General features: G+C 33.0%; 24 protein-coding genes. 15 read left to right on the forward strand and 9 right to left on the reverse strand.

What is annotated here, in order from left to right:
* Positions 1-191: 191 nt before the first annotated feature.
* From SOR77_RS05245 to xdhA, 7 genes are all read right to left on the reverse strand, one after another.
* The gene (locus tag SOR77_RS05245; RefSeq protein WP_320636120.1) at positions 192-995 is read right to left on the reverse strand and encodes a metal ABC transporter permease; all 804 of its coding nucleotides are present in this window, start codon (positions 993-995) and stop codon (positions 192-194) included.
* Entirely contained in the window at positions 989-1651 is a 663-nt protein-coding gene (locus SOR77_RS05250) for a metal ABC transporter ATP-binding protein (RefSeq protein WP_320636121.1), read from the reverse strand. The genes SOR77_RS05245 and SOR77_RS05250 overlap by 7 nt, the downstream gene beginning before the upstream one ends.
* Positions 1652-1666: 15 nt before the next feature.
* On the reverse strand, positions 1667-2959 hold the full coding sequence (locus SOR77_RS05255; RefSeq protein WP_320636122.1) for a metal ABC transporter substrate-binding protein: 1293 nt from the start codon (positions 2957-2959) through the stop codon (positions 1667-1669).
* A 14-nt stretch (positions 2960-2973) separates the two neighbouring features.
* Positions 2974-3627, reverse strand: a complete 654-nt coding sequence (locus SOR77_RS05260; RefSeq protein ID WP_320636123.1) for a ZinT/AdcA family metal-binding protein — start codon at positions 3625-3627, stop codon at positions 2974-2976.
* A gap of 265 nt (positions 3628-3892) precedes the next feature.
* The gene (gene xdhC / locus SOR77_RS05265; RefSeq protein WP_004822628.1) at positions 3893-4432 is read right to left on the reverse strand and encodes a xanthine dehydrogenase subunit XdhC; all 540 of its coding nucleotides are present in this window, start codon (positions 4430-4432) and stop codon (positions 3893-3895) included.
* On the reverse strand, positions 4425-5309 hold the full coding sequence (gene xdhB / locus SOR77_RS05270) for a xanthine dehydrogenase subunit XdhB (RefSeq protein WP_320636124.1): 885 nt from the start codon (positions 5307-5309) through the stop codon (positions 4425-4427). Before xdhB ends, xdhC begins: the two co-directional genes overlap by 8 nt.
* 13 nt (positions 5310-5322) lie before the next feature.
* Positions 5323-7626 carry a xanthine dehydrogenase subunit XdhA gene (xdhA, locus tag SOR77_RS05275; protein WP_320636125.1) on the reverse strand — a complete coding sequence of 768 codons (2304 nt, stop codon included), beginning with the start codon at positions 7624-7626 and terminating at the stop codon, positions 5323-5325.
* A gap of 493 nt (positions 7627-8119) precedes the next feature.
* On the opposite strand from xdhA, the gene SOR77_RS05280 reads away from it, so the two are divergent.
* The 8 genes from SOR77_RS05280 (at position 8120) to clpB (ending at position 16893) form a co-directional block, all read left to right on the forward strand.
* Entirely contained in the window at positions 8120-9442 is a 1323-nt protein-coding gene (locus SOR77_RS05280) for a hemolysin family protein (protein ID WP_320636126.1), read from the forward strand.
* Between the two features lie 518 nt (positions 9443-9960).
* Positions 9961-10344: a GntR family transcriptional regulator gene (locus tag SOR77_RS05285; protein WP_320636127.1), complete on the forward strand. Its 384-nt coding sequence runs from the start codon at positions 9961-9963 to the stop codon at positions 10342-10344.
* A complete protein-coding gene (locus tag SOR77_RS05290) occupies positions 10325-11182 on the forward strand; it encodes an ABC transporter ATP-binding protein (RefSeq protein ID WP_320636128.1) in 858 nt (285 codons plus the stop codon). Before SOR77_RS05285 ends, SOR77_RS05290 begins: the two co-directional genes overlap by 20 nt.
* The gene (locus SOR77_RS05295) at positions 11163-11789 is read left to right on the forward strand and encodes an ABC-2 transporter permease (RefSeq protein ID WP_320636129.1); all 627 of its coding nucleotides are present in this window, start codon (positions 11163-11165) and stop codon (positions 11787-11789) included. Before SOR77_RS05290 ends, SOR77_RS05295 begins: the two co-directional genes overlap by 20 nt.
* Entirely contained in the window at positions 11782-12399 is a 618-nt protein-coding gene (locus SOR77_RS05300) for an ABC-2 transporter permease (protein WP_320636130.1), read from the forward strand. Before SOR77_RS05295 ends, SOR77_RS05300 begins: the two co-directional genes overlap by 8 nt.
* A 25-nt stretch (positions 12400-12424) precedes the next feature.
* Positions 12425-13126 carry a CPBP family intramembrane glutamic endopeptidase gene (locus SOR77_RS05305; RefSeq protein WP_320636131.1) on the forward strand — a complete coding sequence of 234 codons (702 nt, stop codon included), beginning with the start codon at positions 12425-12427 and terminating at the stop codon, positions 13124-13126.
* Between the two features lie 271 nt (positions 13127-13397).
* Positions 13398-14309 carry a J domain-containing protein gene (locus tag SOR77_RS05310; RefSeq protein ID WP_320636132.1) on the forward strand — a complete coding sequence of 304 codons (912 nt, stop codon included), beginning with the start codon at positions 13398-13400 and terminating at the stop codon, positions 14307-14309.
* Between the two features lie 4 nt (positions 14310-14313).
* Positions 14314-16893: an ATP-dependent chaperone ClpB gene (gene clpB / locus SOR77_RS05315; RefSeq protein WP_320636133.1), complete on the forward strand. Its 2580-nt coding sequence runs from the start codon at positions 14314-14316 to the stop codon at positions 16891-16893.
* 17 nt (positions 16894-16910) lie between these two features.
* On the opposite strand, the gene SOR77_RS05320 is transcribed toward clpB, so the two are convergent.
* A complete protein-coding gene (locus SOR77_RS05320) occupies positions 16911-17372 on the reverse strand; it encodes a hypothetical protein (RefSeq protein WP_320636134.1) in 462 nt (153 codons plus the stop codon).
* Between the two features lie 378 nt (positions 17373-17750).
* Between SOR77_RS05320 and SOR77_RS05325 the strand changes: the two genes are divergently transcribed.
* The 6 genes from SOR77_RS05325 (at position 17751) to fni (ending at position 23642) form a co-directional block, all read left to right on the forward strand.
* Positions 17751-18893, forward strand: a complete 1143-nt coding sequence (locus SOR77_RS05325) for an acyl-CoA dehydrogenase (RefSeq protein ID WP_320636135.1) — start codon at positions 17751-17753, stop codon at positions 18891-18893.
* A 12-nt stretch (positions 18894-18905) separates the two neighbouring features.
* Entirely contained in the window at positions 18906-19700 is a 795-nt protein-coding gene (locus tag SOR77_RS05330) for an electron transfer flavoprotein subunit beta/FixA family protein (protein ID WP_320636136.1), read from the forward strand.
* A gap of 13 nt (positions 19701-19713) precedes the next feature.
* Complete coding sequence (locus SOR77_RS05335) at positions 19714-20721, forward strand: electron transfer flavoprotein subunit alpha/FixB family protein (protein WP_004822653.1); 1008 nt, start codon at positions 19714-19716, stop codon at positions 20719-20721.
* A 131-nt stretch (positions 20722-20852) separates the two neighbouring features.
* Positions 20853-21740 (forward strand): UDP-N-acetylmuramate dehydrogenase, encoded by an 888-nt coding sequence (gene murB / locus SOR77_RS05340; protein ID WP_320636137.1) that lies wholly within the window; start codon positions 20853-20855, stop codon positions 21738-21740.
* Entirely contained in the window at positions 21740-22582 is an 843-nt protein-coding gene (gene rapZ, locus SOR77_RS05345) for an RNase adapter RapZ (protein ID WP_320636138.1), read from the forward strand. Before murB ends, rapZ begins: the two co-directional genes overlap by 1 nt.
* Positions 22583-22625: 43 nt before the next feature.
* Positions 22626-23642, forward strand: coding sequence for a type 2 isopentenyl-diphosphate Delta-isomerase (fni, locus tag SOR77_RS05350; protein WP_320636139.1), 1017 nt, complete (start codon positions 22626-22628; stop codon positions 23640-23642).
* Between the two features lie 17 nt (positions 23643-23659).
* Here the strand turns inward: fni and SOR77_RS05355 are convergent, their stop codons facing one another.
* Positions 23660-24520, reverse strand: a complete 861-nt coding sequence (locus SOR77_RS05355) for a DUF2207 family protein (RefSeq protein WP_320636140.1) — start codon at positions 24518-24520, stop codon at positions 23660-23662.
* Between the two features lie 131 nt (positions 24521-24651).
* Between SOR77_RS05355 and trxB the strand changes: the two genes are divergently transcribed.
* On the forward strand, positions 24652-25578 hold a 927-nt coding region (gene trxB, locus SOR77_RS05360; protein WP_320636141.1), incomplete at its 3' end, for a thioredoxin-disulfide reductase.

Genomic DNA, 25578 nt, shown 5'->3' on the forward strand with positions numbered 1-25578 from the left:
TCCTTATATATTCTCTTTTGTTATTAGTTTTTTTGAGTTCTACTTCTAATTCTTGAATCTGTTTTTGTATATCTTTCATAATATTATTATACTACATTAAATCACACAATTGTATCTATTGTTTAACGGATATTAGTATTAAAACATAAAGAAAATAGCAGTGCTGAGTTAATTTCAACACTGCTATTTTTTTAAATTCTCTTTCTCTTTTTTATTTTATTTAAACTGAAAAGTATCAACATACCAATTACAGCATTTATAACTATTGCTCCACCCGGTTTTACATCGAACCAATAGGACATACAAATTCCAAAGAACATATATATCACTCCGAGTAAGATACTTAGTTTTAATGTTTGTTTGTAAGACCTACATATTAATAGAGACGTTGCAACCGGCAACACAAGTAGTGAAGCAACAAGTAGTGCGCCGACTATTTTACAGGCAAGAGCAACTGTTATGGCTGTAAGTAGTGTAAATACATTGTTGATAAGTTTTATATTTACCCCTGAAAGTCTTGCAAGGTTTAAATCAATTGAGATATCGAGTAGTGCTCCATAATAAATTACTGAAAATGCAACAACTATTATAAAGACAATGCTCACATTTATAAGGTCGATAGTTGTAACTGATGAGATACTACCGAAAAGGTAGGATTCAAAAGTATTTCCGCCGGGGGCGAAGTTTGAAAGCAAAGCAGCTAAACCGAGACCCGTGCTCATGATTACAGCTGTTGCCATATCTCCATACTGCGGAAACTTCTTTCTTATTTTTTCAATTGAAAAAGCTGAAACTATACAAGCTATAATAGCTCCGATAACAGGGTCAAATCCCATTATAAGTCCAACTGCGACACCTGCTAAAGAAGTGTGAGACAGTGCATCTCCAACCATTGAAGTCTTTCTATTAACCATCACAACTCCAATTAAAGGAATCATGATTGAAAGCATAAAGCCGGCGATTAAGGCTTTTCTCATAAAATCATAAGCTAACATACTGAACCTCCTTTAAGATTGAAAATTTCATATTCTTTTAAATTTTCTTCAATAAATTCCATTTCATGAGTTACCAACATAATAGTGATGTTGTCTTTTTGCATTGAAGAGAGAATATTTATAAATTGCTCTTTACTTTTAACGTCAATTCCTGCTGTCGGCTCATCTAAGATTAAGAGTTCAGGATTATTTATCAAAGCTCTTGCTATCATGGCTCTCTGTTTTAATCCCCCGGATAGTTCATTTAGGGGAGTGTTTATTTGTTTTTCAAGTCCCATCTTGATTAGTATTTCTTTAGCTCTTCTAAGTTGTTCATCTTTTGGAATTTTAACTTTTCCAAAATCTCGATACAAATTTAAAACCACTAGTTCAAGGCAGGTAACAGGGAAAGCCATCTGGTTTGTTACTTGTATTTGAGGTACATAACCTATCTTTTCAAAGTTTTTAAATTTAGATATGTCCTCTCCAAAAAGTTTTATACTTCCTGAATTGACTTTTAATTCTCCCAAGATTAGTTTTAGTAGGGTTGATTTACCTGAGCCGTTCTCTCCTAGAATTATATTTAATCCACCATCTTTAATGTTTAAATTTAAATTATTTAGGACAATGTCATGTCCGTAAGAAAAAGAAAGATTTTTTATTTCTACGATATTCAAAATTTCCTCCTTATTTTATTTAACAGCTTCATATATTTTTTCAAGATTCATTCTCATAAGAGATACATAATCTTTATTTTCCATATTTTCGATATTAGAAGCGAACTCCATTGAAACAAGACCTTCTGCCTTTCCATGTATTTCTTCTGCAAGGGACTTGGCACTCTTTGAATCGCCACCATATTCATAAAAAATTGTGTCTATTCCATAAGTGTTTGCAAAATTAATTGCAGTTCTTATAGTCTTTAAACTTGGAGACTCAGAACTTACTAAATCTGATAATGCAAATTGAACCAGGTCGAAGTCTCTTGCAATATATCCATAAGCATTGTGTGCAGTCAGGAAGTGGTCATTTTTCTTATTTTTAAATTTTTCCTTAAATTCAAACTCTAAGTCGGTTAGAGCATCTATGGATTTTAGTTTATTTTTCTTATACAATCTTTGATTTTCAGGATATTTTTCAGATAATTTATCAAAAATAGCATTTAAATATTTTTTTGCGTTTACAACCGACATCCAAGAATGCGGGTCATAAGTGATTTTATCCAGTGATGAACTTGAACCGGCAAGTACAACTTCTTCGTTTATTTTTTCATTATTTGAGTTCAATAGATCATAAGACAATATATTTTCCGAAATACGGTCCGATACAAATACCCAGTCACCATCAGTTGGCAACTTATAAGTTACAAGTCCACTCTCATGGCCCATTTCAATAGTGTAGACTTTAGAATCTTCAATGTTGATTTGTGACCTTTGATGAACTATTTCACCTTTCTGTTCCATAATTTTTTTACCTTTTTTTATTAATTCAGCATTTGTTTCATTGCCTTTTTTGAAAAAAGCTACACGCATATTATTTTCGTGAGTGTGTCCAAATTCAATCCTGTATTCTTGTCCGGCTTGCATTTGAGCATGTCCCATATATTGAAAATCTCCCATAGCAGCAGCTCCCTTGTAAGTTATCAAATTAACAGACTCTGAAAGCACCAATACATCTAAATCAGGTAGATTTTCAGAGACTTGATCTATCCATTTTTCCATATTAGCACCATTTACAATAAGCAAATCAGCGTTGGCAAGCTCTCTCATATTTTTAGGACTAGGTTCCCAAAAATGAGGGTCTTTATCTAACGGCATAAAAGATTTAATTTCTACAGTGTCGCCTGCAACTTGACTAACAAGTTCGTGAATAGGATAAAAAGAGGTGTAGACAACAGGTCTGTCATCTTTCACCTCTTTTTTTGAACATCCACTAATTATTAAAAGACAAATTACAAAACAGAAACTAAGCAGTTTCTTTTTCATAATACCTCCTAAAATTATTCAGTTATTTCTTCGATGATTTGGTCCATAGTTGAATTTGGTTTTACAAAAGTAGGGAACCAATCATCCATAGCTAAAAGTTCTTCAGCATTGTTACCATATCTCATATGGAAGTGAGTCAATTCTTCTTCACCGTGAACTTCCATTAGTAGAAGTACAGGATATTTTGCTCCTTCAGATTCGAAAGTGTACCATGTAAGTTCGTGAGAACCATGTTGAGTTTTGTGTTCATCAGTTAGTTTGTATTCAGCAGATGCAACTTCTTTTCCGCCTTTATCTTCAAAGCCATCTAAGAAAGTAATAGTATCGCCTTTAACTACCATACCGTTAAACTCACAATTTCTTCTTTCAAGTAATTTAGTTTTTGCTTCTTCAGCAGTTATACCATCTCTCTTTGCAACTTCTTCAAAAGCTGGCTGAACAGCCGGATCATCTAAATATGCTCCAAAGTTGTTCCAAGTTCCTTCCCAATCAGCTAAAGTTACCTTAGCATCAGCAGTTTCTGCCTTAGCATCTTTATTCATATTAGCGTTTTGAACCGCAGCGTTAGCAGGGGCATTATTAGCTGGCGCCTCTTTCTTTTGACAACCTACAGCTAACATAGACATACACATAGCTGTAGTTACAGCTAACATTTTTAAATTTTTCATAAAATCCTCCTTGACTTATTTTTAATAAGGTACTTTGTATGTAAAATTAAAAATACAAAAGATAACCAATATCATTATTACAAGTATACTATACCACTTTCTAAATAACTGTCAAGGGATAGAGGGAAATAATTTTAAATAAATTATAAAATAAGAAATAAATTAAAAAATAAAGATATGTTTGTTTATTCAAAGAGTGGAGAATATTAATTATATAAATAAAAATGACCACCAGTCCAAACTAGCGGTCATTTCTTTATGTTTTTTATTTTTCAAGATTTTTTTCGATTGTTTTTTCAACGGCTCTTAGGATGTTTTCGTAACCTGTACATCTGCAAAGATGTCCAGCCAACATTTTTCTAAGTTCTGCTCTTGTAAATCTCTTTTTCTTAGCTACAATTTCTGATGATGTTACTATAAATCCTGGTGTACAGAATCCGCATTGTACGGCTGCTTCATCAACAAAGGCTTGTTGGATATCTGAAAGGGTGCCGTCTTTGTTTAGTAATCCTTCTGTTGTCCAAATGTCTTTTCCATCTGCCCATATTGCCATATAGATACAAGAGTTAAAGGCTTCTCCGTCTATAAGAACTGCACACGCTCCACATTCTCCAACTTCACAACCTTTTTTTACTGATGTAAGTCTAAAGTCATTTCTCAACATATCTGTTAGAGAGGCTCTCATATCAACCATCTGAGTAATTCTTTCTCCGTTGATTCTACATCTGATTAGTTTAAATTGTGGTTCGTAGTGTAATACTTGTTCTTCTTTAGGTTCATAAGGTCCGTGTTCTGAATTATGCATTTTGACCTCCTTTATAAGCTTTAAAACATTCTACTAAGCATCTTCTTGAGATTTCTTTTAGGATGTGAACTCTCAAGTCTTTTGAAGCTCTCCAAGAGTCTCTTGGTTTAAGTTCTTTGATTGCTTCTTCGGCAAATGCGTTGATATTTTCTACTGTAAGCGGTTTTCCCTTTAGGAATTTTTCAGCTTCTGGAGTTCTTAGAGGTATTGGTCCTGCAACTCCAAATGCAGCTCTTACATCTTCTACTGTATTTTCGCCTGAGAATTTACAGCTGATTGAACAACCGCTTGTTGCGATATCCATAGCATTTCTCATTGCATATTTAAAGTAGTGTCCATAGTATCCTTCATAGGATTCTTTTTTGATTTTAACAGCTGTAACAAGTTCTGTAGGCTTTAAGTCTACAACACCTGTTTTGATATAAAATTCTGTAATTGGAACTTCACGAACTCCGTTTTCACCCTTGATTTCAACTATTGCGTCCCAAGCGTGTAGTGTTGTAGTTGAGTCAGCTGATGGAACACCATTGCTTATATTACCGCCAACTGTTGCGATATTTCTAAGTTGTGGACCACCGGCAGTGTCTACGGCTTCACCAAGTGTAGGACAGTATTTTTGAATTAGTTCGTTTTGAGTTATGTGGCTAAATGATGTCAAGGCACCAACTCTTAGTGTTCCGTCTTCGTCCATGGATACACCGCGAATTTCGTCGATCATATAGATTGATACTAATTCTTCGCCTGCCATTTTTCCTTCACGAATTTTAATCAATACGTCTGAACCTCCGCCTAGTATTTTTGCTTCAGGATGTTCACGTAAGAGCTCAATAGCCTCATCAACTGTAAAGGCTTCATAAATTTTCTTTATATCGTACATAATTTCCTCCTGCTTAAAGTTCTATTTCTAAATTATCAAGTAGTCCGGCTTCTTTGAATAGTGGATATAGAACGTGTGGGTTCATTGGGCATTGTTTTGCAGCAACTCCTGTTGCGTTTAATATCGCATTTCTAATCGCTGGAGCAGGGGAACAAGTTGGCGGTTCTCCTAATGCTTTAGTTCCATATGGTGAGGTTGGTTCAGCATTTTCAACAAAATAAACTTCTAAATCAGGATGATCCATCGTTGTGGATAACTTGTAATCTAACAGATTGTTGTTAAGTGTTCTGCCTGTTTTTTCGTCATATTTTAGTTCTTCTGAAAGGGCATATCCTATAGCCATTGACATTCCTCCGTGTACTTGAGCTTCTGCAAGTTGAGGATTGATAAGTTTACCGCAGTCGTGAACATTGATTAGTCGTTTTACTGTTGCTTTACATAGGCTTAAGTCTACTTCAACCTCTGCAAATGAACAACCAAATGAGTATGCATTATTTCTTATTTGATATGTTGATTCAGCTGTTATGTGTTCGCTGTTTACAAAACTATATAATTCTGTTGTTGCGAGTTCGGCAAGACTCATTAGAACTCTATTGTCAGATATTCTAACAAGGTTTCCGTCGATTAGGTCTATGTTTTCACGTGTTACACCAAGAAGTTTGTATGCGTGGTCAAATATTTTTTCGCGTAGTATTCTTGCTGTTTTTGTGATTGAAAAACTTGCTATAAATGTTTGTCTTGATGCGTATGCTGCTGTACCAAATGGAGTTATATCAGTGTCTTGGTTTGTCATGATGTGTACGTCTTCAAAATTTACACCGATTGCATCTGCTGCCATTTGTGAGAATGCAGTGTCGGCACCTTGTCCGATTTCTGTTTCGCCAAGCATAAGTTGTACTGAACCGTCTTGGTTTAATACCATACGGCAAGCTGAAGTTTCAAGTGAAATAGGATAAACTGCTGTATTGTACCAGAATACCGCATGACCTATGCCTCGGCGAATATTTCCTGTTTGATTTTTAAATTCTTCTAATTTTTTATCATAGTCTATAGCTTTTTTACCTACTTCAAGACATTCTCTGAATGAATCGTAGTAGTTTTCATTTTTAGAGAATCCATCAACGTATCCTTTAGGCATTAAATTTTTCATACGGAATTCATATGAATCCACTCCAAGCGCTCTTGCTATATCTTCTGTGTGAGATTCTACTGCAAACATAGCTTGTGGGATGCCATATCCACGCATAGCTCCGGCAGTTGGTCTATTTGTGTATACTGTGTAAGCATCACCTTCAACGTTATCGCAAGGATATAGTTGGTGGAAACAGCCAAGGCCTTTTGCTGCGATACTGTGTCCGTGAGAGGCATATGCTCCGTTATTTGCGAAAGCTTCTAATTTACGAGCTGCAAATGTTCCGTCTTTTCTAAGATATGAAACTATGTGCATAGTAATTTTGTGACGTGTACGGTTTGAAACAAAGGTTTCTTCACGAGATGTGTCAAGTTTTACGGGATGTCCGCCAACTTGAGTTGTCAAGAATGCTCCAAGTGGCTCGTAAAGAGCGTCTTGTTTATTTCCGAATCCACCACCGATATATGGTTTGATTAGACGGATTTTACCCCAAGGCACGCCTAATGCTTGACCACAGATACGTCTTACGATGTGTGGTATTTGAGTTGAGGCTACAACTACAATCTTGCCAGATTCTTCGTAAGAGTAAACGATCCCGTTTTCTATGTGAGAGTGTTGCACTACTGGTGTATCGTACCAACCTTCAACTTTTATAAGGCCTTCTTCTTTTATTGCCTCTTGGTAATTACCTCTGTTGTTTTGTGTGTGGTTGATTATATTGTTTGGGAAGTCCTCATGTATTTGAGGAGCTCCATCTTTCATGGCTTCAAATGCATCAAATACTGCAGGATATTCTTCATATTCTACTTTTAGTTTGCTCAAAGCTTGTGTTGCTGAAACTTCATCTTTTGCGATAACTACTGCAACGTCATCTCCGTAATAACGTACATGTTCGTTTAGAAGTTTACGGTCAGCTATATCTTGGTGGTGTGGGTCAGTTGACCAAGGGTGGCCAGCTGTTGGGAAACCATGTTTTGGAACGTCAAAGCATGTAACCACTTTTACCAAACCTTCAATTTTTTCTGCTTCAGAAGTATCTATTGATACTACTCTTCCATGTGGTATTGTTGAGTGCAAAATTTTTGCAACGTAAGCACGTGGGTCTATTAGGTCTTCTGTGTATTTCGCACGACCTGTAACTTTATCAAAAGCGTCGACTCTTTTTTCGCTTTTTCCTACAGACATAAAATCCCTCTTTTCTTTTAAAAAATTATTAAAAGTAATGAAAATGTTAACTTCTTATATAAATATAATAGCACAATACTTTTAAAAGTAAAACAATTTCTTATAGCAACTAATTAAATAATTAAAGGCGAATGGCAAAAATTTAACATTCGATATTTACTTGTCTTAAATAAAATAATCGTTTTCTAAAATTATAAAATTAAATAATGAATAAATTGGTTTTGAATGGTTGTTTTTGATTTTATCATACATAATTGAATATTTAATCATAAATTCATATAAAATTTTTTGATAAAAAATTATAAATGAAATAGAAAAATAAAATTTTGATGCTGTTTTTTAGATTTAATTGTTATATAAGATCGGAAAGTGCTTAATTAAAATTAGTAAATAGTTCTAAATATTTTCTGTAAAAATACATATTATATTGATTTATAGTTGATAAATTGTGGTATAATTGTTGAAAACATATGAAAAATCAAGGAGGAACAATATGGACGGGGCCGGAGGCTCGATTATATTACAATTTTTATTAATAGCTTTTTTAACATGGGTGAATGCTTTTTTTGCATCTGCTGAAATGGCTATGGTGTCTGCAAATAGGAATAAGATACAAACTCTTGTCGATGAGGGAAATAAGAAGGCTATAATTCTTAAAAAAATCTTGTCTGACCAAACAAGATTTTTATCTACTATTCAGGTTGGAATTACTTTTGCAAATTTCTTTTCATCTGCATCTGCTGCGACAACTATATCAAGAGTGTTTGCAACTCAGTTAAATTCTCTGGGCATACCTTACGCGCAAACTATAGCTCTTGTATTGATAACGTTGTTGTTGTCTTATATAACTCTTGTATGTGGTGAACTTGTGCCAAAGAGAATAGCGCTTACTAATGCTGATGAGGTTGCATTAAAATCTGCAACTATAATAGGTATAGTTTCTAAATTTGCATATCCTTTTGTCAAGCTGTTATCTTTTTCAACTACTTTGATACTAAAAATTTTAGGAAAGTATTCTGAAGATGTTGAGGAAAAAATTTCTGAGGAAGAATTAAAGGCTTATATCAAAGTTTCTCAAGAGCAAGGGGTTATAAATTCAGCAGGAGAAGAGATGATAGTAAACATTATGGAGTTTGATGATACTATGGCCTATGAAATCATGACGCCAAGGACTTCTATTTTTATGGTGGATTATGATGAGTTTAATGAAGATACTGTGGTTGAAATTTTAAAAATGGGTTATTCAAGAGTGCCTGTTTTTAAGGATAACAGAGATAATATAATTGGAACTGTTTATATAAAAGATTTATTCATAGATTACTCTAAGACAAATTATAAGTCTGTAAACATAGATAATGTTATGAAAGAACCTTACTTTGTTCCGGAAACTAAAAAGGTTGACTCGCTTTTAAAGGAGTTACAACTTTCTAAAAAGTATGTGGCGATTTTGATTGATGAGTATGGTGGATTTTCAGGAATGGTTACTATGGAAGATTTGGTTGAGGAAATTGTCGGAGAGATTGAGGATGAATATGATAAGGATGAACCTAAGATTGAAAAAATTGCTGATGATAGGTATTTGATTGACGGATATGTTGAAATTGATGTAATTAATGAAAAACTAGGGACTAAATTGTATTCTGAAAATCACGAGACGATTTCAGGACTTATGATTGAACTTCTGGGGTATATTCCTCAAGAAGACGAAACCGGTTTTACTGTTGTATATGAAGATATGGTAGAATTAAAGGGGTTAAATGTTAAGGACAATAGAATTGCTTTAATAGAGCTTAGAATATTAAAAGATGAAGACTGAGGTGGAACGCAAAAGTTTCCACCTTTTTTGTTGTGCTTTTTATTTTGTTAATTAATTTGAGTTGTAAGAATGAGCGGGCCTCGAATATAAAATATAAAAAACATAAATATTGCCAACAATCGTAGGGGCGGCACGTGATTGGAAGAAAAATAAAGAATTAAAATATAATCAGACAAATAAAAATAATAGAAAATAGAGCAAGATAGGCCCGCCCTCAAGAATAAAATAAAACGAAATATTTAAAACATAAATATTATGTGTAAACAAATAAAATTTCAAAATATAAAGTTAATGTAGATTGTCAGATAGCGGGTCTGCCTCATGCTAGCGAATTTGTGCGACCCCTATATTTTAAATTAATATAACTGTTTTTTATTGTGATTTGTCGGGCGGGCCTCTCATATTCGTGCCGCCCTACATTTTGTTAATTAATTTGGATATTAAATATATTTTAATTGTTGACATACAATACACACATATATACAATGTATATATACAGTATATACGGTAGGTGCAAAATGAAAATAATAATTTTAAATTCAAGTGATGTACCAATTTATGAACAAATAGAAAATGAAATAAAAAGGCTGATTGCAGTAGGCGAGTTAAAGCCTGATGATGCTTTGCCGGGGATGAGAAGTTTGGCAAAGGATTTAAAAGTTTCTGTAATAACTACTAAACGTGCGTATAACGACTTGGAAAATGATGGTTTTATATACACAGTTTCCGGTAAGGGAAGTTTTGTAAGTAAGGTAAATCACGAGGATATCAAAGCGGATAATGTTCAGAAGATTAGGGAGCTGTTAGCTGATATTTTGAAAATATGTAGAACGTCAGGGATTGACAGAGAAGAAGTATTTAATTTATTTAAAGAGGTGGAAGATGAAAGCTTTAGAAATTAAAAATTTAAGTAAAGATTATAAAGATTTTTCATTAAAGGATGTAAATTTTTCCGTTGAAGAGGGAACGATTATGGGGCTTGTCGGAGCAAATGGGGCAGGTAAGAGCACTATTATAAATTGTATACTTGGCATTACTAGGTTTAGTGGAGATATAAAAGCTTTTGGAAAAGTTATAGACAATTTCGTCAAACAAAATATTGGGTTTGTAATTGATGATGCTTTTTTAAGTAAACAGATAAATGCGCTACAAGCGGATAAAATTTATAGGAATATCTATGAAAATTGGGATTCTGATAAATTTTTTGGATATATTGAAAAATTTGAAATTACAACGAATAAAAAGTTTGAATCTTTTTCTAAAGGAATGAAGATGAAGTTTAAAATTGCAATTGCATTGTCTTCAAATCCAAAGATATTGATTTTAGATGAACCGACAAGTGGACTTGATCCAGTTATAAGAAGTGAGATTTTGGATATTTTATTAGATTTTGTTCAAGATGAAAGCAATTCGGTTTTAATTTCATCTCATATCACTGGAGATTTAGAAAAGATAGCAGATTACATTACTTATATAGATGATGGGGAAATTATTCTATCTGAAGAAAAATATGAATTATTTGAAAACTTTGGAATTTTAAAATGTAGTCATGAAGAAATAAATAAATTTAAGGGATATATAATTAAGGTTAAGAATGAAAAATATTCTACTAATGCTCTTATAAAAAATGTAAATGAGTTTAGAAAGTCATATCCTAATTTTAGTGTAGACAAGGCTGGTATCGAGGATATAATGGTATTTTACAAGCGAGGTGAAGATTATGAAAGCCTTAATGCTTAAAGATTTCTATATTTTAAAAAAAACTATGTTGCTTCAATTGATTATCATACCTATAAGTCAACTTTATTTTATTATCAAGATTTTTAATGAGGGAGCAACTCCTGCAAATATATTACCGGTATGTATATTACTTCAAATTGTATTTGTAATGTCTGTTGGAGGTACTATTTTAACTGAAGGTGCTGAAAAGGTTAGAGAATATTTAAGGGCGACGCCAATCAGCGAAAGAGAATATTTGAAAAGCAAATTTATAACTCAATTTTTAATGATTATTTTTATAACTATAATAGAAATGGTAATTTTTTATGCTATTTCAAGAAGCTGGTCAATAGTCGGGACTGTAGCTTTTTCCGCCTGTCTTTGTTATTTTTTTAGTTTGATTTATATTTTCCTTAGTTTAAAATTTGGCAAGAATTATGTAGCAGTATTACCTGTAGGATTGTATTTTATAGCTTTAATTTTAAGTGCTAACTTTCCAAATTTAGTGTCTAATTTTGCAAAGAGCAATTTTATTTTATATTTTGGAATATGTATTTTCTTACTTGTTGTGGTACTTAATAAATTGTTTTTTAAAATTCTTTTAAAGGAGTTGGAAGATTATGAATAGTGCTATACTTCAAAAAAATTGGCTGATTATAAAGAATATTCCGATTAGAATTCACATAGGACTATTAGTATTTATTCTTTTGTTTGCATATATGACTAGGACTATACTCGGTCCTATTATAGGGTTATACATTTATTTTTTAAATTTAATGATGGAAATTTTTAAAGAAGATGAACTCAATGAAAGTTTTAGATATATAAAAGGACTACCAATTTCAAATGTCATAATTGTAAATTCAACGTATGTTAGCTATTTGAGTTTGGTTTTTATAGCTTTTATTTTATCGGGATTTATTGGTTTAATAGGTATACTTTTTGGGATAGAGCTTGAAGAATTATACAGCTTACCTATTGTAGGTGGAATGTTGATGGTAATATATAGCTCAATTATTCCAATTTGTTTTAGGTTTAAGGTCAAATGGGCAGTTGGTGCATTTATGTTGTATGTTTTAATCTATGCGATTATATTTGCTGCGATATTATTTGGCTGTGGAATTTTTAATGGGAATTTTGATGTAAAGAGTTTATATATGATAGTAGGTGCAGCGGCAGTTGTCATGTTTATTCTCAACTATATTTTAGCTATTGTGTTTGTAAAGAATTATAAGTAACGATATAATCTTTACAGGGGGAAACATGGAAGATTTTGAAAAAGAAGATATTTTAGTTGAAGTTAAAGAAGAAAGATATCCTCTTGGAGAAGTAAGTATTTTAAGATGGATTATAGCATTGATAATTTTGAATTGTTCGTTTTTTATAATGGAAATTTTTCCTGAAAAAACGTGGTTGGCGGTTATGTTCCTTGTAGGACCTGTAGTTTCTTTGTTTGTGCTAGGACATAAATCTTTTAGAAGATTGTTTAAAAGACCTAAGTTAAGAGATATACCGGCAGTTTTTGGAATGACTATATTAACTATTTCTGTTGGTGTAATATCCAGTATAATTCTTGAACGATTTGGAAGTGTTGATAATCCAATTGTTGGGATTGCAAATGAGGACAATATAAAATACATTGCCATTTTATTAATGGTACAACTTGTAATAGAAGAGATATTTTTTATAATTTGGTTTTTATTTTTATATCATAAGGCTAAGTTTGAAAAAGAGTCGACGAGGGAAATTTTTGCATGGGTTGTTTCATCTTTAATCTTCGGAGCTATGCATTTATCAACATATAATTTTAATATAGTACAAGCTGTGATAGGAATAGGTATAGTTAGGTTTGTTTTATCTGCTATATATATTAGAAGAAAAAATTTAACTTTGGCATATATTGTTCACTTTTTATACGACATTTTAATTATATTAGCAGTGGTTACAAGTGTAAATATGCAGTAAAATTTAATTTGGTTTATCGAAAGATTTATTTTGATAAACCATTTTTTATTGGGTAAGATTGTATGGAAAGATTATATCTTGAAATAAAGTTGTGTGAAATTTAGATAGGCTACATAAATAGAAAGTACGACTTCAACTGAAAACAGCCTAGAATTAAATTATAAAATAAAAGTAAAATAGTTAAATAAAAATCTGTGGATAACTATTGCAAATTTAGAAATAGCGGTGTATAATTTAATAAGGTCAAAGAAGGTCAAAATAGGAGGCAAATGTGAAGTATAGAGATTATTATGAAATATTAGGTTTAAATAAAAATGCAAGTGAGAAAGAAATTAAATCTGCTTATAGAAAACTTGCTAAAAAATACCATCCGGACTTAAATGGCGGGGATGAAAAGGCTCAAGAAAAATTTAAAGAAGTTAGTGAAGCGTATGAAGTTTTAGGGGACCCTGAAAAAAAGAAAAAGTATGATACTTTTGGGTCGAGTTATGATTTTTCTAACGGAGCTAATTTTGATCCTTCCCAATATGGTTACTCTTATTCTTCAACGGGAAATGGAAATTTTTCTGATTTCTTTGAAACATTCTTTGGCTCAGATGACAGGAGTAGCAGGGGAGGATTTAATTTTTCAGATATCTTTTCTGATTTAGGGGGAAGGTCGAAGAGAAAATCGAATTATAGGCAACAATATAATACTGAAATTAGCATATCTTTAAAGGAAGCATATCATGGAACAAATAAACACATGGCTCTTTCTTTGAATGGGAAAAATATAGAAGTTGATGTAAAGGTACCGGCGGGTATAACTCCGGGCAAGAAGATTAGAGTCAATGGAGAAAAATATGGTGTGATGGGAGATATTTTATTTAAGATTGATATTCACACCTCAACAACTGAGTCGCTTGATGGTTTGAATATAACTAAGGAAGAGGAAATTTATCCTTGGCAAGCGGCTCTTGGGGATGGCATTGTAATTGACAATATAGATGGGAAGATAAAGGTCAAGGTTCCAAAGGGATACAGGGGAACTGGAAAAATGAGAATTCCTAAAAAAGGGTTTAGAGATATGAAAGGTAACGTTGGGGATTTATATTTGAAGTTTAATATTGTAAATCCTACAAATCTTTCTGAAGAGCAACTTAAACTTTATGAAGAGTTAAAGAAAATTAGTATAAGGGAGTGAAATTATGAATTTTGAAAAATATACTAAAAAGTCACTTGAAGCTATACAAAATGCACAAAATCTTGCAAGAGAGTACGGAAATCCTCAAGTGGATGAAATTCATTTGAATTATAGTTTGGTAAATGATGAAGATGGTTTAATACCCAGGATACTGAAGTATATGGGAGTAGATACTAGTGCTTTTAAGAATGAGCTGATTAATAAAATTTCAAAACTTCCTAAGCAATCAGGAACTGTATATTCATCTAAAGATATAAGCAAGGCTCTTGTTGATTCTGAAGAGATTGCCAATAATTTTCAAGATGATTATGTTTCAGTAGAGCATATTTATTTGGCGTTACTGGGTCTTAAAAATACTAATTCAAGTGACAGCTTTAAAAAATTTAATATAACTAAGGATTCTTTTTTAGCGGCACTACAAAAGATAAGGGGAAATCAACACGTCAGAACTGACAATCCTGAAGACACTTATGACGCTCTTGAAAAATACGGAAGAGATTTGACAGCAGAGGCAAGACAAGGAAAGATGGACCCTGTAATCGGACGTGATGAAGAAGTTAGAAATGTTATAAGAATTCTTTCAAGACGTACAAAAAACAATCCTGTTTTAATTGGTGAACCGGGGGTTGGTAAAACTGCAATTGTTGAGGGTTTGGCTCAAAGGATTGTAAAAAAAGATGTGCCTGAAGGATTGAAAGATAAGACTATAATATCTCTTGATATGGGGGCTTTAGTTGCAGGAGCTAAGTACAGAGGGGAGTTTGAAGAGAGATTAAAGGCTGTACTTTCTGAGGTTGAAAAGTCTGATGGAAAAATTTTACTTTTTATAGACGAAATTCACAATATAGTCGGAGCAGGTAAGACAGAGGGAGCGATGGACGCTTCAAATCTTTTAAAACCGATGCTTGCAAGGGGAGAACTTCACGCAATAGGGGCTACAACTCTTGATGAATACAGAAAGTATATTGAAAAAGACCCTGCACTTGAAAGAAGATTCCAAAAAGTTATGGTTCAAGAGCCAACTGTTGAGGATACAATTTCAATTTTAAGAGGTTTAAAAGAAAAATATGAAATATATCATGGAATTAGAATTGCAGATTCAGCGGTAATTGCTGCTGCGACACTTTCTGACAGATATATTACAGATAGATTTTTACCGGACAAAGCTATAGATTTGATGGACGAAGCTTGTGCAATGCTTAGGACTGAAATAGACTCAATGCCAACTGAAATTGATGATGTAAGACGTAGAATTTTACAACTTGAGATAGAAAGAGAAGCGCTTAAAAAAGAGACAGACAACTACTCTAAAAAACGCCTTGAAGAGCTTGAAAAAGAACTTTCAGAGGAAAAATCAGAGTTTGATAATTTAAAGGCGACTTGGGAAAGTGAAAAGCAATCCTTGGACAAAGTAAAAAACTTAAAGAGTAAGATAGATGAAGTTAAATATGAAATTGAAAAGGCTGAAAGAGAGTATAATCTTGAAAAGCTATCAGTTTTAAAATACGGAGAACTTCCTAAGTTGGAAGAAGAGTTAAAAGAAAAAGAAGCTCAAAATCAAGTTGAGTCTTCTATGGTCAAAGAAGTTGTAACTGACCAAGAAATTGCTCATGTTGTTTCAAGATGGACTAAAATTCCTGTTGAAAAACTTGCTGAAACTGAAAGAGATAAGTTGTTATCCATGTCAGATATACTACATCAAAGAGTTGTTGGGCAAGACGAGGCAATTGAAGCGGTTTCAGATGCTGTTTTAAGACAACGTGCGGGGCTTAAGTCAGAAAACAGACCGATCGGTTCATTTATTTTCTTAGGACCTACCGGAGTCGGTAAGACAGAGACTGCAAAAGCATTAACTGAAATTTTATTTGATGATGAAAAGAATATGATAAGAATTGATATGAGTGAGTACATGGAAAAACACTCAGTATCAAGACTTGTAGGTTCTCCACCGGGATATGTAGGCTATGATGAAGGGGGTCAACTCACTGAAGCAGTTAGAAGAATGCCATATTGCGTTGTCTTATTCGATGAAATTGAAAAGGCGCATCCTGATGTATTCAACATCTTATTACAAGTTTTAGATGATGGACGTCTTACTGATAACCAAGGCAGGACAGTTGATTTTAAAAATACTGTTATAATTATGACTTCAAATATAGGCTCATCATATCTGTTAGACGGTATAAATTCTGACGGAGAGATTTCACAAGAGGCAAGAGAAGCTGTTGATTCTCAAATGAGAATGAGTTTTAGACCTGAGTTTTTAAACAGAGTTGATGAAATTGTATTGTTCAAACCACTTGTTAAAGAACAAATTTATGAAATCATCAAGAAAACTGTAGAGCATATTGAAAGTAGACTTGCTGATAGAAATATTGAAATAAATGTAACAGATGAAGCCATGAGATTTATTTTAGATGCTTCATATTCTCCTCAATACGGAGCAAGACCGGTGAAGAGATATATTCAATCTACTCTTGAAACAGAACTTTCAAAACTTATTATAAAAGGCGAAGTGTATGAAAATTCTAAAGTTAAAGTTGATATAGAAGATGAGAAATTAAAACTAAAAGTTGAAAATTAAAAAAGAGCAATCGGACCTCAAACCGATTGCTTTTTTAGTTGTTCTGTATTTTTCATAAGTGTAGTGTAGTCAAACCAATTTATCTTTCCATTTTCAAATTGAAATTTTAATTTACAATTTATATTTTTATAATTGGAAATTAAAACTAAATTGGCAATGAGTCCATCATCAAACTTTTCAAATCCGCTTAGTTTATAAGTTAATTCTATATCTCTTAAATCGAAAGACGGTAGTACACGGGATTTTGTTAATTTTTCAAGAGCAGTATCTGTAAAAAATTCTTTGAAAGGTTCTATGGCTTCATCATTATTATTAGAGAAAATATTTTCTTCAATTTTTTGCCATTCTGTCTCACTATAATTAGCTTGATTAAAATATACAGTTAAAAAATCATCAACCAAATCTTCATTATTTTTGTCAGAGCAAGCAGTTAGAATTAGCAGTGTAAAAATTAGTATGAGGATATTTCTTATTTTCATAATGCACCTACTGAATGAATAATTAATTGAGATTGTGTGTAATTTAATTGTATTATTGCCGGTACTAAATTGCAATAAAGTTAAAACGAGCTATTTTATTTATTGGTTGAGATGATATAGGAGGTATGTTATTATTCTTGTAAAGGGAAAAATTTATACATTGTTTGTAGGAAAGAACCGTGATTTATTGATTAGTCTAGATAATAGAAAGCACTATACATATTTCAAATTCTCATTGAGAAGTAAAATTGGCAATCCAACTTTTGGATTGTATTCCAAAAATCATTGTTGTATTTTTAACAAAGAATGCTATAATTGTACTTAAGTGTGTTATTTTATTAACACGTATTAACCACGTTATATTAAGGGGGATATTAAATGGATTTTACAATGGACAAAGAGCACTTACTTCTTAGAGAAATGTACCGCTCTTTTACTGAAAATGAAATCGAACCATTTGCACAAGAGGTAGATGAAACTGAAGAATTTCCAAAGGAAAATCTAAAGAAACTTGCTAGATATGGTTTCTTCGGGATTCCATTTCCAAAGGAATACGGTGGGCAAGGGGGAGACTACTTAGCTTATGCTATGGCTGTTGAGGAACTTTCTAAAAGATGTGCAACAACAGGCGTTGTAGTTTCAGCTCATACATCACTTTGTTGTGCTCCTATTTTTGAAAACGGTACAGAAGAACAAAAGAGAAAATTCTTACCGGATTTATTAAGTGGAAAGAAAATTGGAGCTTTTGGTTTAACTGAGCCGGGAGCCGGTACTGATGCATCAGGACAACAAACAACTGCTGTTCTTGATGGAGATGAATATGTACTTAATGGAACAAAAATATTTATAACAAATGCAGGATTTGCTGATACTTTCATAGTAATCGCAATGACTGATAAATCTAAAGGAAATCGCGGGATTTCAGCTTTCATAGTAGAAAGAGGAACTCCGGGATTTAGAGTTGGGGAACCTGAAATCAAAATGGGTATCAGAGGGTCTTCAACTTGTGAGTTGATTTTTGAAAACTGTAGAATTCCTAAAGAAAACTTACTTGGAAAAGAAGGTAAGGGATTTAAAGTTGCAATGAAAACTCTTGATGGTGGTAGAATAGGTATTGCTTCTCAAGCATTGGGAATCACTGAAGGAGCTATTGACGCAACTGTTGAGTATGTTAAAGAAAGAAAACAATTTGGTAAGAGACTTTCTCAATTCCAAAACACTCAATTCCAATTAGCTGATATGAAAACTAAAGCAGACGCAGCACAACTTTTAGTTTACAGAGCTGCATGTGCTAAACAAAATAAAGAAGCATATTCTCACTTAGCTGCAATGTGTAAGCTTTTCGCATCTGAAGCAGCATCTGATGTAACAAGACGTTGTTTACAATTATTCGGTGGATATGGTTATACAAGAGATTATCCAATTGAGAGAATGATGAGAGATGCTAAGATTACAGAAATCTATGAAGGAACTTCTGAGGTTATGAGAATGGTAGTTTCTGCATGGATGGGTGTAAACTAAGGAGGTAATGAGATGAAAATAGTTGTTTGTGTTAAACAAGTACCAGACACTAATGAAGTAAGACTTGATCCTGTAACTAATACTCTTATTAGAGACGGAGTACCAAGTATTATAAATCCTGATGATAAAGCAGGACTTGAAGTAGCTTTAAGTATTAAAGATAAAGACCCTGAAAATGTACACGTAACTGTACTTTCAATGGGACCTCCTCAAGCTGAAGTTGCTCTTCGTGAAGCACTTGCAATGGGAGCAGATGAAGCTATTTTAGTATCTGATAGAGCTTTTGGGGGAGCCGATACTTGGGCTACATCTTGTACTATAGCTGGAGCTCTTGAAAATCTTGAGTATGATTTAATCATAACAGGACGTCAAGCAATTGACGGGGATACTGCACAAGTTGGTCCTCAAATTGCTGAACATATTGGAATTCCTCAAGTTTCTTATGCTGAAAACGTAGAAGTAAACGGAGATACAGTTACTGTACAAAGACAATTTGAAGATAGATATCACATCATTGATGTTAAAATGCCATGTTTGATCACAGCTTTAGCTGAAGCGGCAAGCGCAAGATATATGACTGTGGGTGGAATATATGAAGCTTACCAAAAAGAAGTTAAAGTTTGGGGTTTAGAAGATATTAAAGAAAACTTAGATTTAGCTAATATCGGTCTAAAGGGTTCACCTACAAAGGTTAAGAAGTCATTCCCTAAACAAGGTAAGGGCGAAGGCGTACTTTTAAAAGATTTATCAGCTGATGAAGCAGCTCAAGCAATTGTAGCTAAACTTCAAGAAAAGTACATTATCTAAAGGAGCTTGTGAAATGTCAAAAGATGTATACGTATTTATAGAACAAAGAGATAACAAAATTCAAAAAGTTGGTATAGAACTTCTTGGAAAAGCTCGTGAATTAGCTGATGCACTTGGACAAGAAGTAGTAGGTATTCTTCTTGGAGAAAGTGTAAAGTCTGAAACACCGGTGCTTTTCAAACATGGGGCAGACAAAGTTATAGTAGTGGAAGATGAAATGCTAAAGGAATATGTAACAGAACCTTATGCAAAGGCAATCTTTGAAGTAATCAAAGAAAATGAACCTGAAATTGTTCTTTATGGAGCAACTTCAATTGGTCGTGACCTTGCACCAAGACTTGCTGCAAGAATTCACACCGGGCTTACTGCCGACTGTACTAAACTTGATATAGATGAAGAGTCTAAGAACTTGCTTATGACTCGTCCGGCTTTTGGCGGAAACATCATGGCTACAATCATTTGTGAAGATTTCAGACCACAAATGGCAACTGTAAGACCGGGAGTTATGCAATCAGTTACTGTAGATAACCCTAAATCAGAAGTTATCGAAAAGAAAGTAGAATTTACTGCTGCTGATATGAACGTAACTATCAGAGAAATCAAGAAGAGCGAATCTAAGAAGAAAGATATCACTGAAGCTAATATCTTAGTTTCTGGTGGTCGTGGACTTGGTGGTCCGGAAGGATTTGATGAACTTGATAAACTTGCAAGAGAACTTGATGCTGAAATTTCATCTTCAAGAGCTGCAGTAGATGCCGGATGGATTGCAAAAGACCGTCAAGTAGGACAAACAGGTAAGACTGTAAGACCGGAACTTTATTTCGCAATGGGTATTTCCGGAGCTATTCAACATTTGGCCGGTATGGAAGATTCTGATCTTATCATCGCTGTTAACAAGACTGAAGATGCACCAATCTTTGATGTAGCTGATCTTGGAGTTGTTGGAGATATCAACGCTATAGTTCCTAAACTTGTTGACATCATCAAGAAGGAAAAAGCACTTAAAGAAGAAATTAAATAATTAAATTAATTTTAAAGACCTGAGTGAAATGCTCAGGTCTTTTTATGCCCAAAAACAAATTTGAGATTTAATTTATATTTTTTATAGCTAATAGTTTTGAATTTTATAGTATAATTAAAATGAGGTGTAAAATGAATTCATTTAAAAATTTTGGTTCTTTTTATAGAGAAGAAAATTTAGATAAATATACAACTTTTAAGATTGGAGGGCCGGCGGAGTTTTTGTTAATTCCAAAGGACGAGGAGTCTTTAATTGAAGCTATTAAAACTGCTAGAGAAAAGAATATAAAAGTTACTTTACTCGGCAATGGCTCAAATGTTTTGATTGATGACTTGGGAGTTGAAGGGCTTGTAATAGTTTTAAGAGATACTTTAAACAAGATTACTTTAAACGGCACGACTGTCATTGCAGGAGCTGGAGCAACTTTAAGAGATACTGCGATTTTTGCGGGGGAAAATTCTCTTGGGGGACTGGAGTTTGCTCATGGGATACCCGGCTCTGTAGGTGGCGGAGTTATAATGAATGCCGGAGCTTATGACGGAGAGCTAAAGGATGTTGTGAGCAAAGTTAAATTGATTGATAACAATTTAAATGTGATAGAACTTAATAATTCGGAAATGAAATTTGCTTATAGAGACAGTATTGCTCAAAGAAATAATTATATCATTCTTTCGGTTGAATTTGATTTATTAAAAAAAAATAAAGCAGAAATTTTTGAAAAGATGGATGATTTAATGCAGAGAAGAATTGACAAACAGCCTTTAGAAATGCCAAGTTCAGGGTCTACGTTTAGAAGGCCTGCAGGATATTTTGCGGGTAAGTTGATACAAGATTCAGGGCTACAAGGGCTTAGAATTGGGGGCGCAATGATAAGTACTAAACACAGTGGTTTTGTAGTTAATTTTGACAATGCTAAGAGTCAAGATGTTAAAGATTTGATAGATACAGTACAAAAAATTGTAATGGAAAAATTTGGTGTTGAGTTAAAGAGAGAAGTAAAGTACATTGGGGGAAGATAATGGAAATATTTGTCATAACCGGAATGAGCGGCTCAGGTAAGTCTGGAGCTTTAAATGTATTTGAAGATTTGGGTTATTTTGCCATGGATAATTTACCACCGGCTTTGGTGCCTAAGTTTGCCGAAATGGCTTGTAAATCTGACACCATGAGCAAGGTTTGTGTTGTGGTAGATGTTAGAAGCGGAGAGTTTTTTGAAGATTTTTCAAAGTCTTTACTGGAACTTAAGGCCCAAAATATAAACTATAAATTATTGTTTTTAGATGCAAGGGAAGAAGTTTTGGTAAATAGATACAAGGAAAAGCGCAGACCACATCCGCTAGATAAGTCTATTTTAAATGGCATTAGAAAAGAAGCTAAAATGCTTGAAAATATAAGAGGTGAAGCTGAATATATAATTGATACTTCTGATTTATCCATGAAGCAATTTAGGGAGAAGATGTTAGAACTTGTAGATTTAAAAATTGATGAAGTTTTAAAAATTTCGGTTACTTCTTTTGGTTTTAAAAATGGGATTTTATTAGATGGTGATTTAATATTTGATGTGAGATTTTTGCCAAATCCATACTATATACCTGAATTGAAAAATTTGTCGGGAGAAAATGATAAGACAAAAGAATTTGTATTGTCACATTCGGTTACCGGTGGATTTTTAACTAAGTGCATTGATATGTTGAAGTTTTTAATCCCAAATTATATAGCTGAGGGCAAGAGTGTGTTGAGTATTGGAATTGGTTGTACCGGTGGTTTTCATAGGTCTGTTGTTATGACTAATGAGATAGGTTTAAAGTTAAAAGAGCTTGGATATTCTGTTGAAGTAAATCATAGAGATTTAGTTGAATAAGATTTGCTCGAATGTTATATTAGCCTTGATGGGAGATGTTGAGATGAGAAAGTATAGAAAGAGAGAACATGTAGAAAATTATCTGAGGAGTACCTATAAAGGAAACCCACTTTTTGAAGATGTTTTCGTTTATCACAATGCACTACCTTGTTGTGATTATGGTAAAATTAATACGACTATGGAATTTTTAGGTAAGAAAATTTCTTTTCCAATTATGATTAACGCAATGACTGGCGGAACTGAATTTTCTGGAGATATAAATAAAAATTTAGCTAAGCTTGCAAAGGAACTTAAAATTCCTATGGCAGTAGGTTCTGAAACTATAGCACTTGAAGATGAAGACGCTTCTAATAGTTTTAAATGTGTTAGAGAAATAATGGGAGATGAAGGTGTTGTAGTTGCTAATATAAGTGGATATGCAAGTGCAGAAGATGCTAAATTTGCTGTTGATTTGATACAGGCAGATGGACTCCAAATTCATTTAAATCCAGCACAAGAACTTGCTATGGACGAAGGCGAAAGAGATTTTACAGAAGTCCTAAAAAATATAAAAAATATTGTAGAAGTTGTTGAGGTTCCTGTAATTGTCAAGGAAGTTGGCTTTGGAATTTCTAGAGAAGTTGCTGATAGATTGTATTCTGTAGGAGTTAGAAATATCGATATAGCTGGATTTGGTGGATCTAATTTCTTTGAAGTTGAAAATCTTAGAACTCCTGATACAGATGTTTCAGAATTATATGGTTGGGGAATACCAACTGCAATGGCACTTATAGAAAATGTAAAGGACAAACCTGATGACTTGTTTATAGTTGCCTCAGGTGGAGTTAAAAATTCTCTTGATGTATTAAAGAGTTTGGTTTTGGGAGCTGATTTGGTTGGAATAAGCGGTGAGATATTATCATACTTAGTACATGGTGGATATGAATACACTTTGAGATATTTAACTGAGTTGATGGAAAAAACTAGAATAAGCATGGCACTTACCGGCTCATGTGATTTAAAAGCTTTAAAGAAGGTAAATTATAAGTTGACTGGAAGATTAAAAGACTTAATTGGCTAATAAAAGAGAGTAGATTTTTATCTACTCTTTTTGTCTGCGAAAATAAAGTTGTTAGTTTCAAAAAGTGTGTTACATTTTGAAGAGTCAATTAAGGGGTTTAGTTTTAGTATAGACTCAATGTGTTCGGATTTAGCATCTAATGCAATTAAATTAATAATGTCTTTTGTAGTAAGAGAAGATTTATCACTCTTTTTATTTTCAAAGTCTTCTACAAATTTAAGATATTCAACTTGAAGTTTTTCTCCCTGGGGAGTTTTTTCAAATATTTTTTTAGTTTGGTTAAAAGATAGTATTAGGGAAAGTGGAATTACAATTAAAGCTAAAAAGCCTTTGTAGTATGTTAAAATCAAAGCGACTATCAAATACATCAAAGCTATTAAAATAATTAGCATTGGAATTTTTATATTATTTTTCTTTTTCAAATTTTTAGCATATAGCGATTTTTCAACTAAGTCAAAATATTTTTGCATGGACTTATTAAAGTCGTCTGGCGCAGATTTTCTCTCTCGTAAAATATCTTTTGATGTTATATTTTTTGAGTTAATCGACTTAAAAAACGTTAGAAGATATTTCTCGGGCTCTTCTAAATTTTTATCAGTTAAAAAATCTATTGAAAAATCTTTTGTACTGATGTTTAAATTTATGTTTTTCATTTCGCTTAAGTATAGTAGTGTTGCAGTTAAAGATTTTACAAACTTCATATTTCCAAATACCAATGAGCTTACTTGAGCTGGGGTTAAATCTATTTTAGGTATTTCTATTTCTTTTTTGATATTGTTTTTAAAAGATTTATTTAGTAATATTGAAATGCTAATAATCAACATAATCGATATAATATTAGCATTAATTGGATTTAAATGTTCTATTAAATTATTCACTTAATTCACCTCAATTTAAGTATAACAAAAACTGAGCAAGGGTGTGAATTATTAAGTTAATTTATGGGTATTTAGAAATAAGAAGAATATTAATTAATAAAAATTTGAGTTTATATAGAAAGAGGTATAAAATGTACGATTTAATCATTTTGGGGGCAGGTCCTGCGGGATTGACGGCAGGTATTTATGCTTCAAGAGCCAGCTTAAATGTACTCATAATTGAAAAGGGCATTGAAGGCGGTCAAATAGCTAATACTGTTGATGTTGAAAACTATCCTGGGATTAAAAATATTTCAGGTATGGAACTTGGAATGACTATGAGAGCACAAGCGGAAGAATTTGGATGTGCGTTTGCAATGGATGAAATTGTATCGGTTGAACTTGAAGGGGAAACTAAAAAAGTAGTTGGCAAGTTTGGTGAGTATGAAGGCAAAACTTTACTAATTGCAGCAGGAGCATCTCCAAGACTTATGGGAGCTAAAGGTGAAGAAGAATTTAGTGGTAGAGGTGTATCTTATTGTGCAACTTGTGATGCGGCATTTTATCAAGACCTTGAAGTGTACGTAGTAGGCGGAGGAAACTCTGCTGTAGAAGAAGCTCTTTTTATAACAAGATTTGCCAAGAAAGTGCATATAATTCACAGAAGAGATAAATTAAGAGCTACTGAAGCTGTTCAAGAAAAAGCTTTTGCAAATGAAAAGATAGACTTTATATGGGACAGTACCGTTGAAGAAGTGAAGGGCGACAAAATAGTAAATGAGATAGTGATTAAGAATTTAAAAACAGGAAAAGTTACAAATATAAAACCTGATGAGCCATTTGGTCTATTTGTATTTATCGGATATGTTCCTCAAACAGAAATATTTAAAGATAAGATTGAGCTTGAAAATGGATATATAAAGACTGATGAAGAGATGAAAACTAATATAGAGGGTGTATTTGCGGCTGGAGATATAAGAGTTAAAAATATCAGACAAGTTGTTACAGCAGCTGCAGATGGTGCTATAGCAGCTCTTAGTGCAGATAGATATATTGATGAAAAAGAAGGGACTCTTTAC

The sequence above is a fragment of the Peptoniphilus sp. genome, from assembly GCF_034090345.1.
GTDB lineage: Bacteria > Bacillota > Clostridia > Tissierellales > Peptoniphilaceae > Peptoniphilus.

Excerpts from the sequence above, each read along its gene's own strand:
- fni (WP_320636139.1), top strand. The coding sequence starts at position 22,626 with ATGAGAAAGTATAGAAAGAGAGAACATGTAGAAAATTATCTGAGGAGT.
- SOR77_RS05290 (WP_320636128.1), top strand. The coding sequence starts at position 10,325 with ATGAAAGCTTTAGAAATTAAAAATTTAAGTAAAGATTATAAAGATTTT.
- SOR77_RS05335 (WP_004822653.1), top strand. The coding sequence starts at position 19,714 with ATGTCAAAAGATGTATACGTATTTATAGAACAAAGAGATAACAAAATT.
- SOR77_RS05255 (WP_320636122.1), bottom strand. The coding sequence starts at position 2,959 with ATGAAAAAGAAACTGCTTAGTTTCTGTTTTGTAATTTGTCTTTTAATA.
- SOR77_RS05300 (WP_320636130.1), top strand. The coding sequence starts at position 11,782 with ATGAATAGTGCTATACTTCAAAAAAATTGGCTGATTATAAAGAATATT.
- SOR77_RS05330 (WP_320636136.1), top strand. The coding sequence starts at position 18,906 with ATGAAAATAGTTGTTTGTGTTAAACAAGTACCAGACACTAATGAAGTA.
- SOR77_RS05305 (WP_320636131.1), top strand. The coding sequence starts at position 12,425 with ATGGAAGATTTTGAAAAAGAAGATATTTTAGTTGAAGTTAAAGAAGAA.
- SOR77_RS05320 (WP_320636134.1), bottom strand. The coding sequence starts at position 17,372 with ATGAAAATAAGAAATATCCTCATACTAATTTTTACACTGCTAATTCTA.
- rapZ (WP_320636138.1), top strand. The coding sequence starts at position 21,740 with ATGGAAATATTTGTCATAACCGGAATGAGCGGCTCAGGTAAGTCTGGA.
- xdhB (WP_320636124.1), bottom strand. The coding sequence starts at position 5,309 with ATGTACGATATAAAGAAAATTTATGAAGCCTTTACAGTTGATGAGGCT.
- clpB (WP_320636133.1), top strand. The coding sequence starts at position 14,314 with ATGAATTTTGAAAAATATACTAAAAAGTCACTTGAAGCTATACAAAAT.
- SOR77_RS05245 (WP_320636120.1), bottom strand. The coding sequence starts at position 995 with ATGTTAGCTTATGATTTTATGAGAAAAGCCTTAATCGCCGGCTTTATG.
- SOR77_RS05295 (WP_320636129.1), top strand. The coding sequence starts at position 11,163 with ATGAAAGCCTTAATGCTTAAAGATTTCTATATTTTAAAAAAAACTATG.
- xdhC (WP_004822628.1), bottom strand. The coding sequence starts at position 4,432 with ATGCATAATTCAGAACACGGACCTTATGAACCTAAAGAAGAACAAGTA.
- SOR77_RS05260 (WP_320636123.1), bottom strand. The coding sequence starts at position 3,627 with ATGAAAAATTTAAAAATGTTAGCTGTAACTACAGCTATGTGTATGTCT.
- SOR77_RS05325 (WP_320636135.1), top strand. The coding sequence starts at position 17,751 with ATGGATTTTACAATGGACAAAGAGCACTTACTTCTTAGAGAAATGTAC.
- murB (WP_320636137.1), top strand. The coding sequence starts at position 20,853 with ATGAATTCATTTAAAAATTTTGGTTCTTTTTATAGAGAAGAAAATTTA.
- xdhA (WP_320636125.1), bottom strand. The coding sequence starts at position 7,626 with ATGTCTGTAGGAAAAAGCGAAAAAAGAGTCGACGCTTTTGATAAAGTT.
- SOR77_RS05285 (WP_320636127.1), top strand. The coding sequence starts at position 9,961 with ATGAAAATAATAATTTTAAATTCAAGTGATGTACCAATTTATGAACAA.
- SOR77_RS05280 (WP_320636126.1), top strand. The coding sequence starts at position 8,120 with ATGGACGGGGCCGGAGGCTCGATTATATTACAATTTTTATTAATAGCT.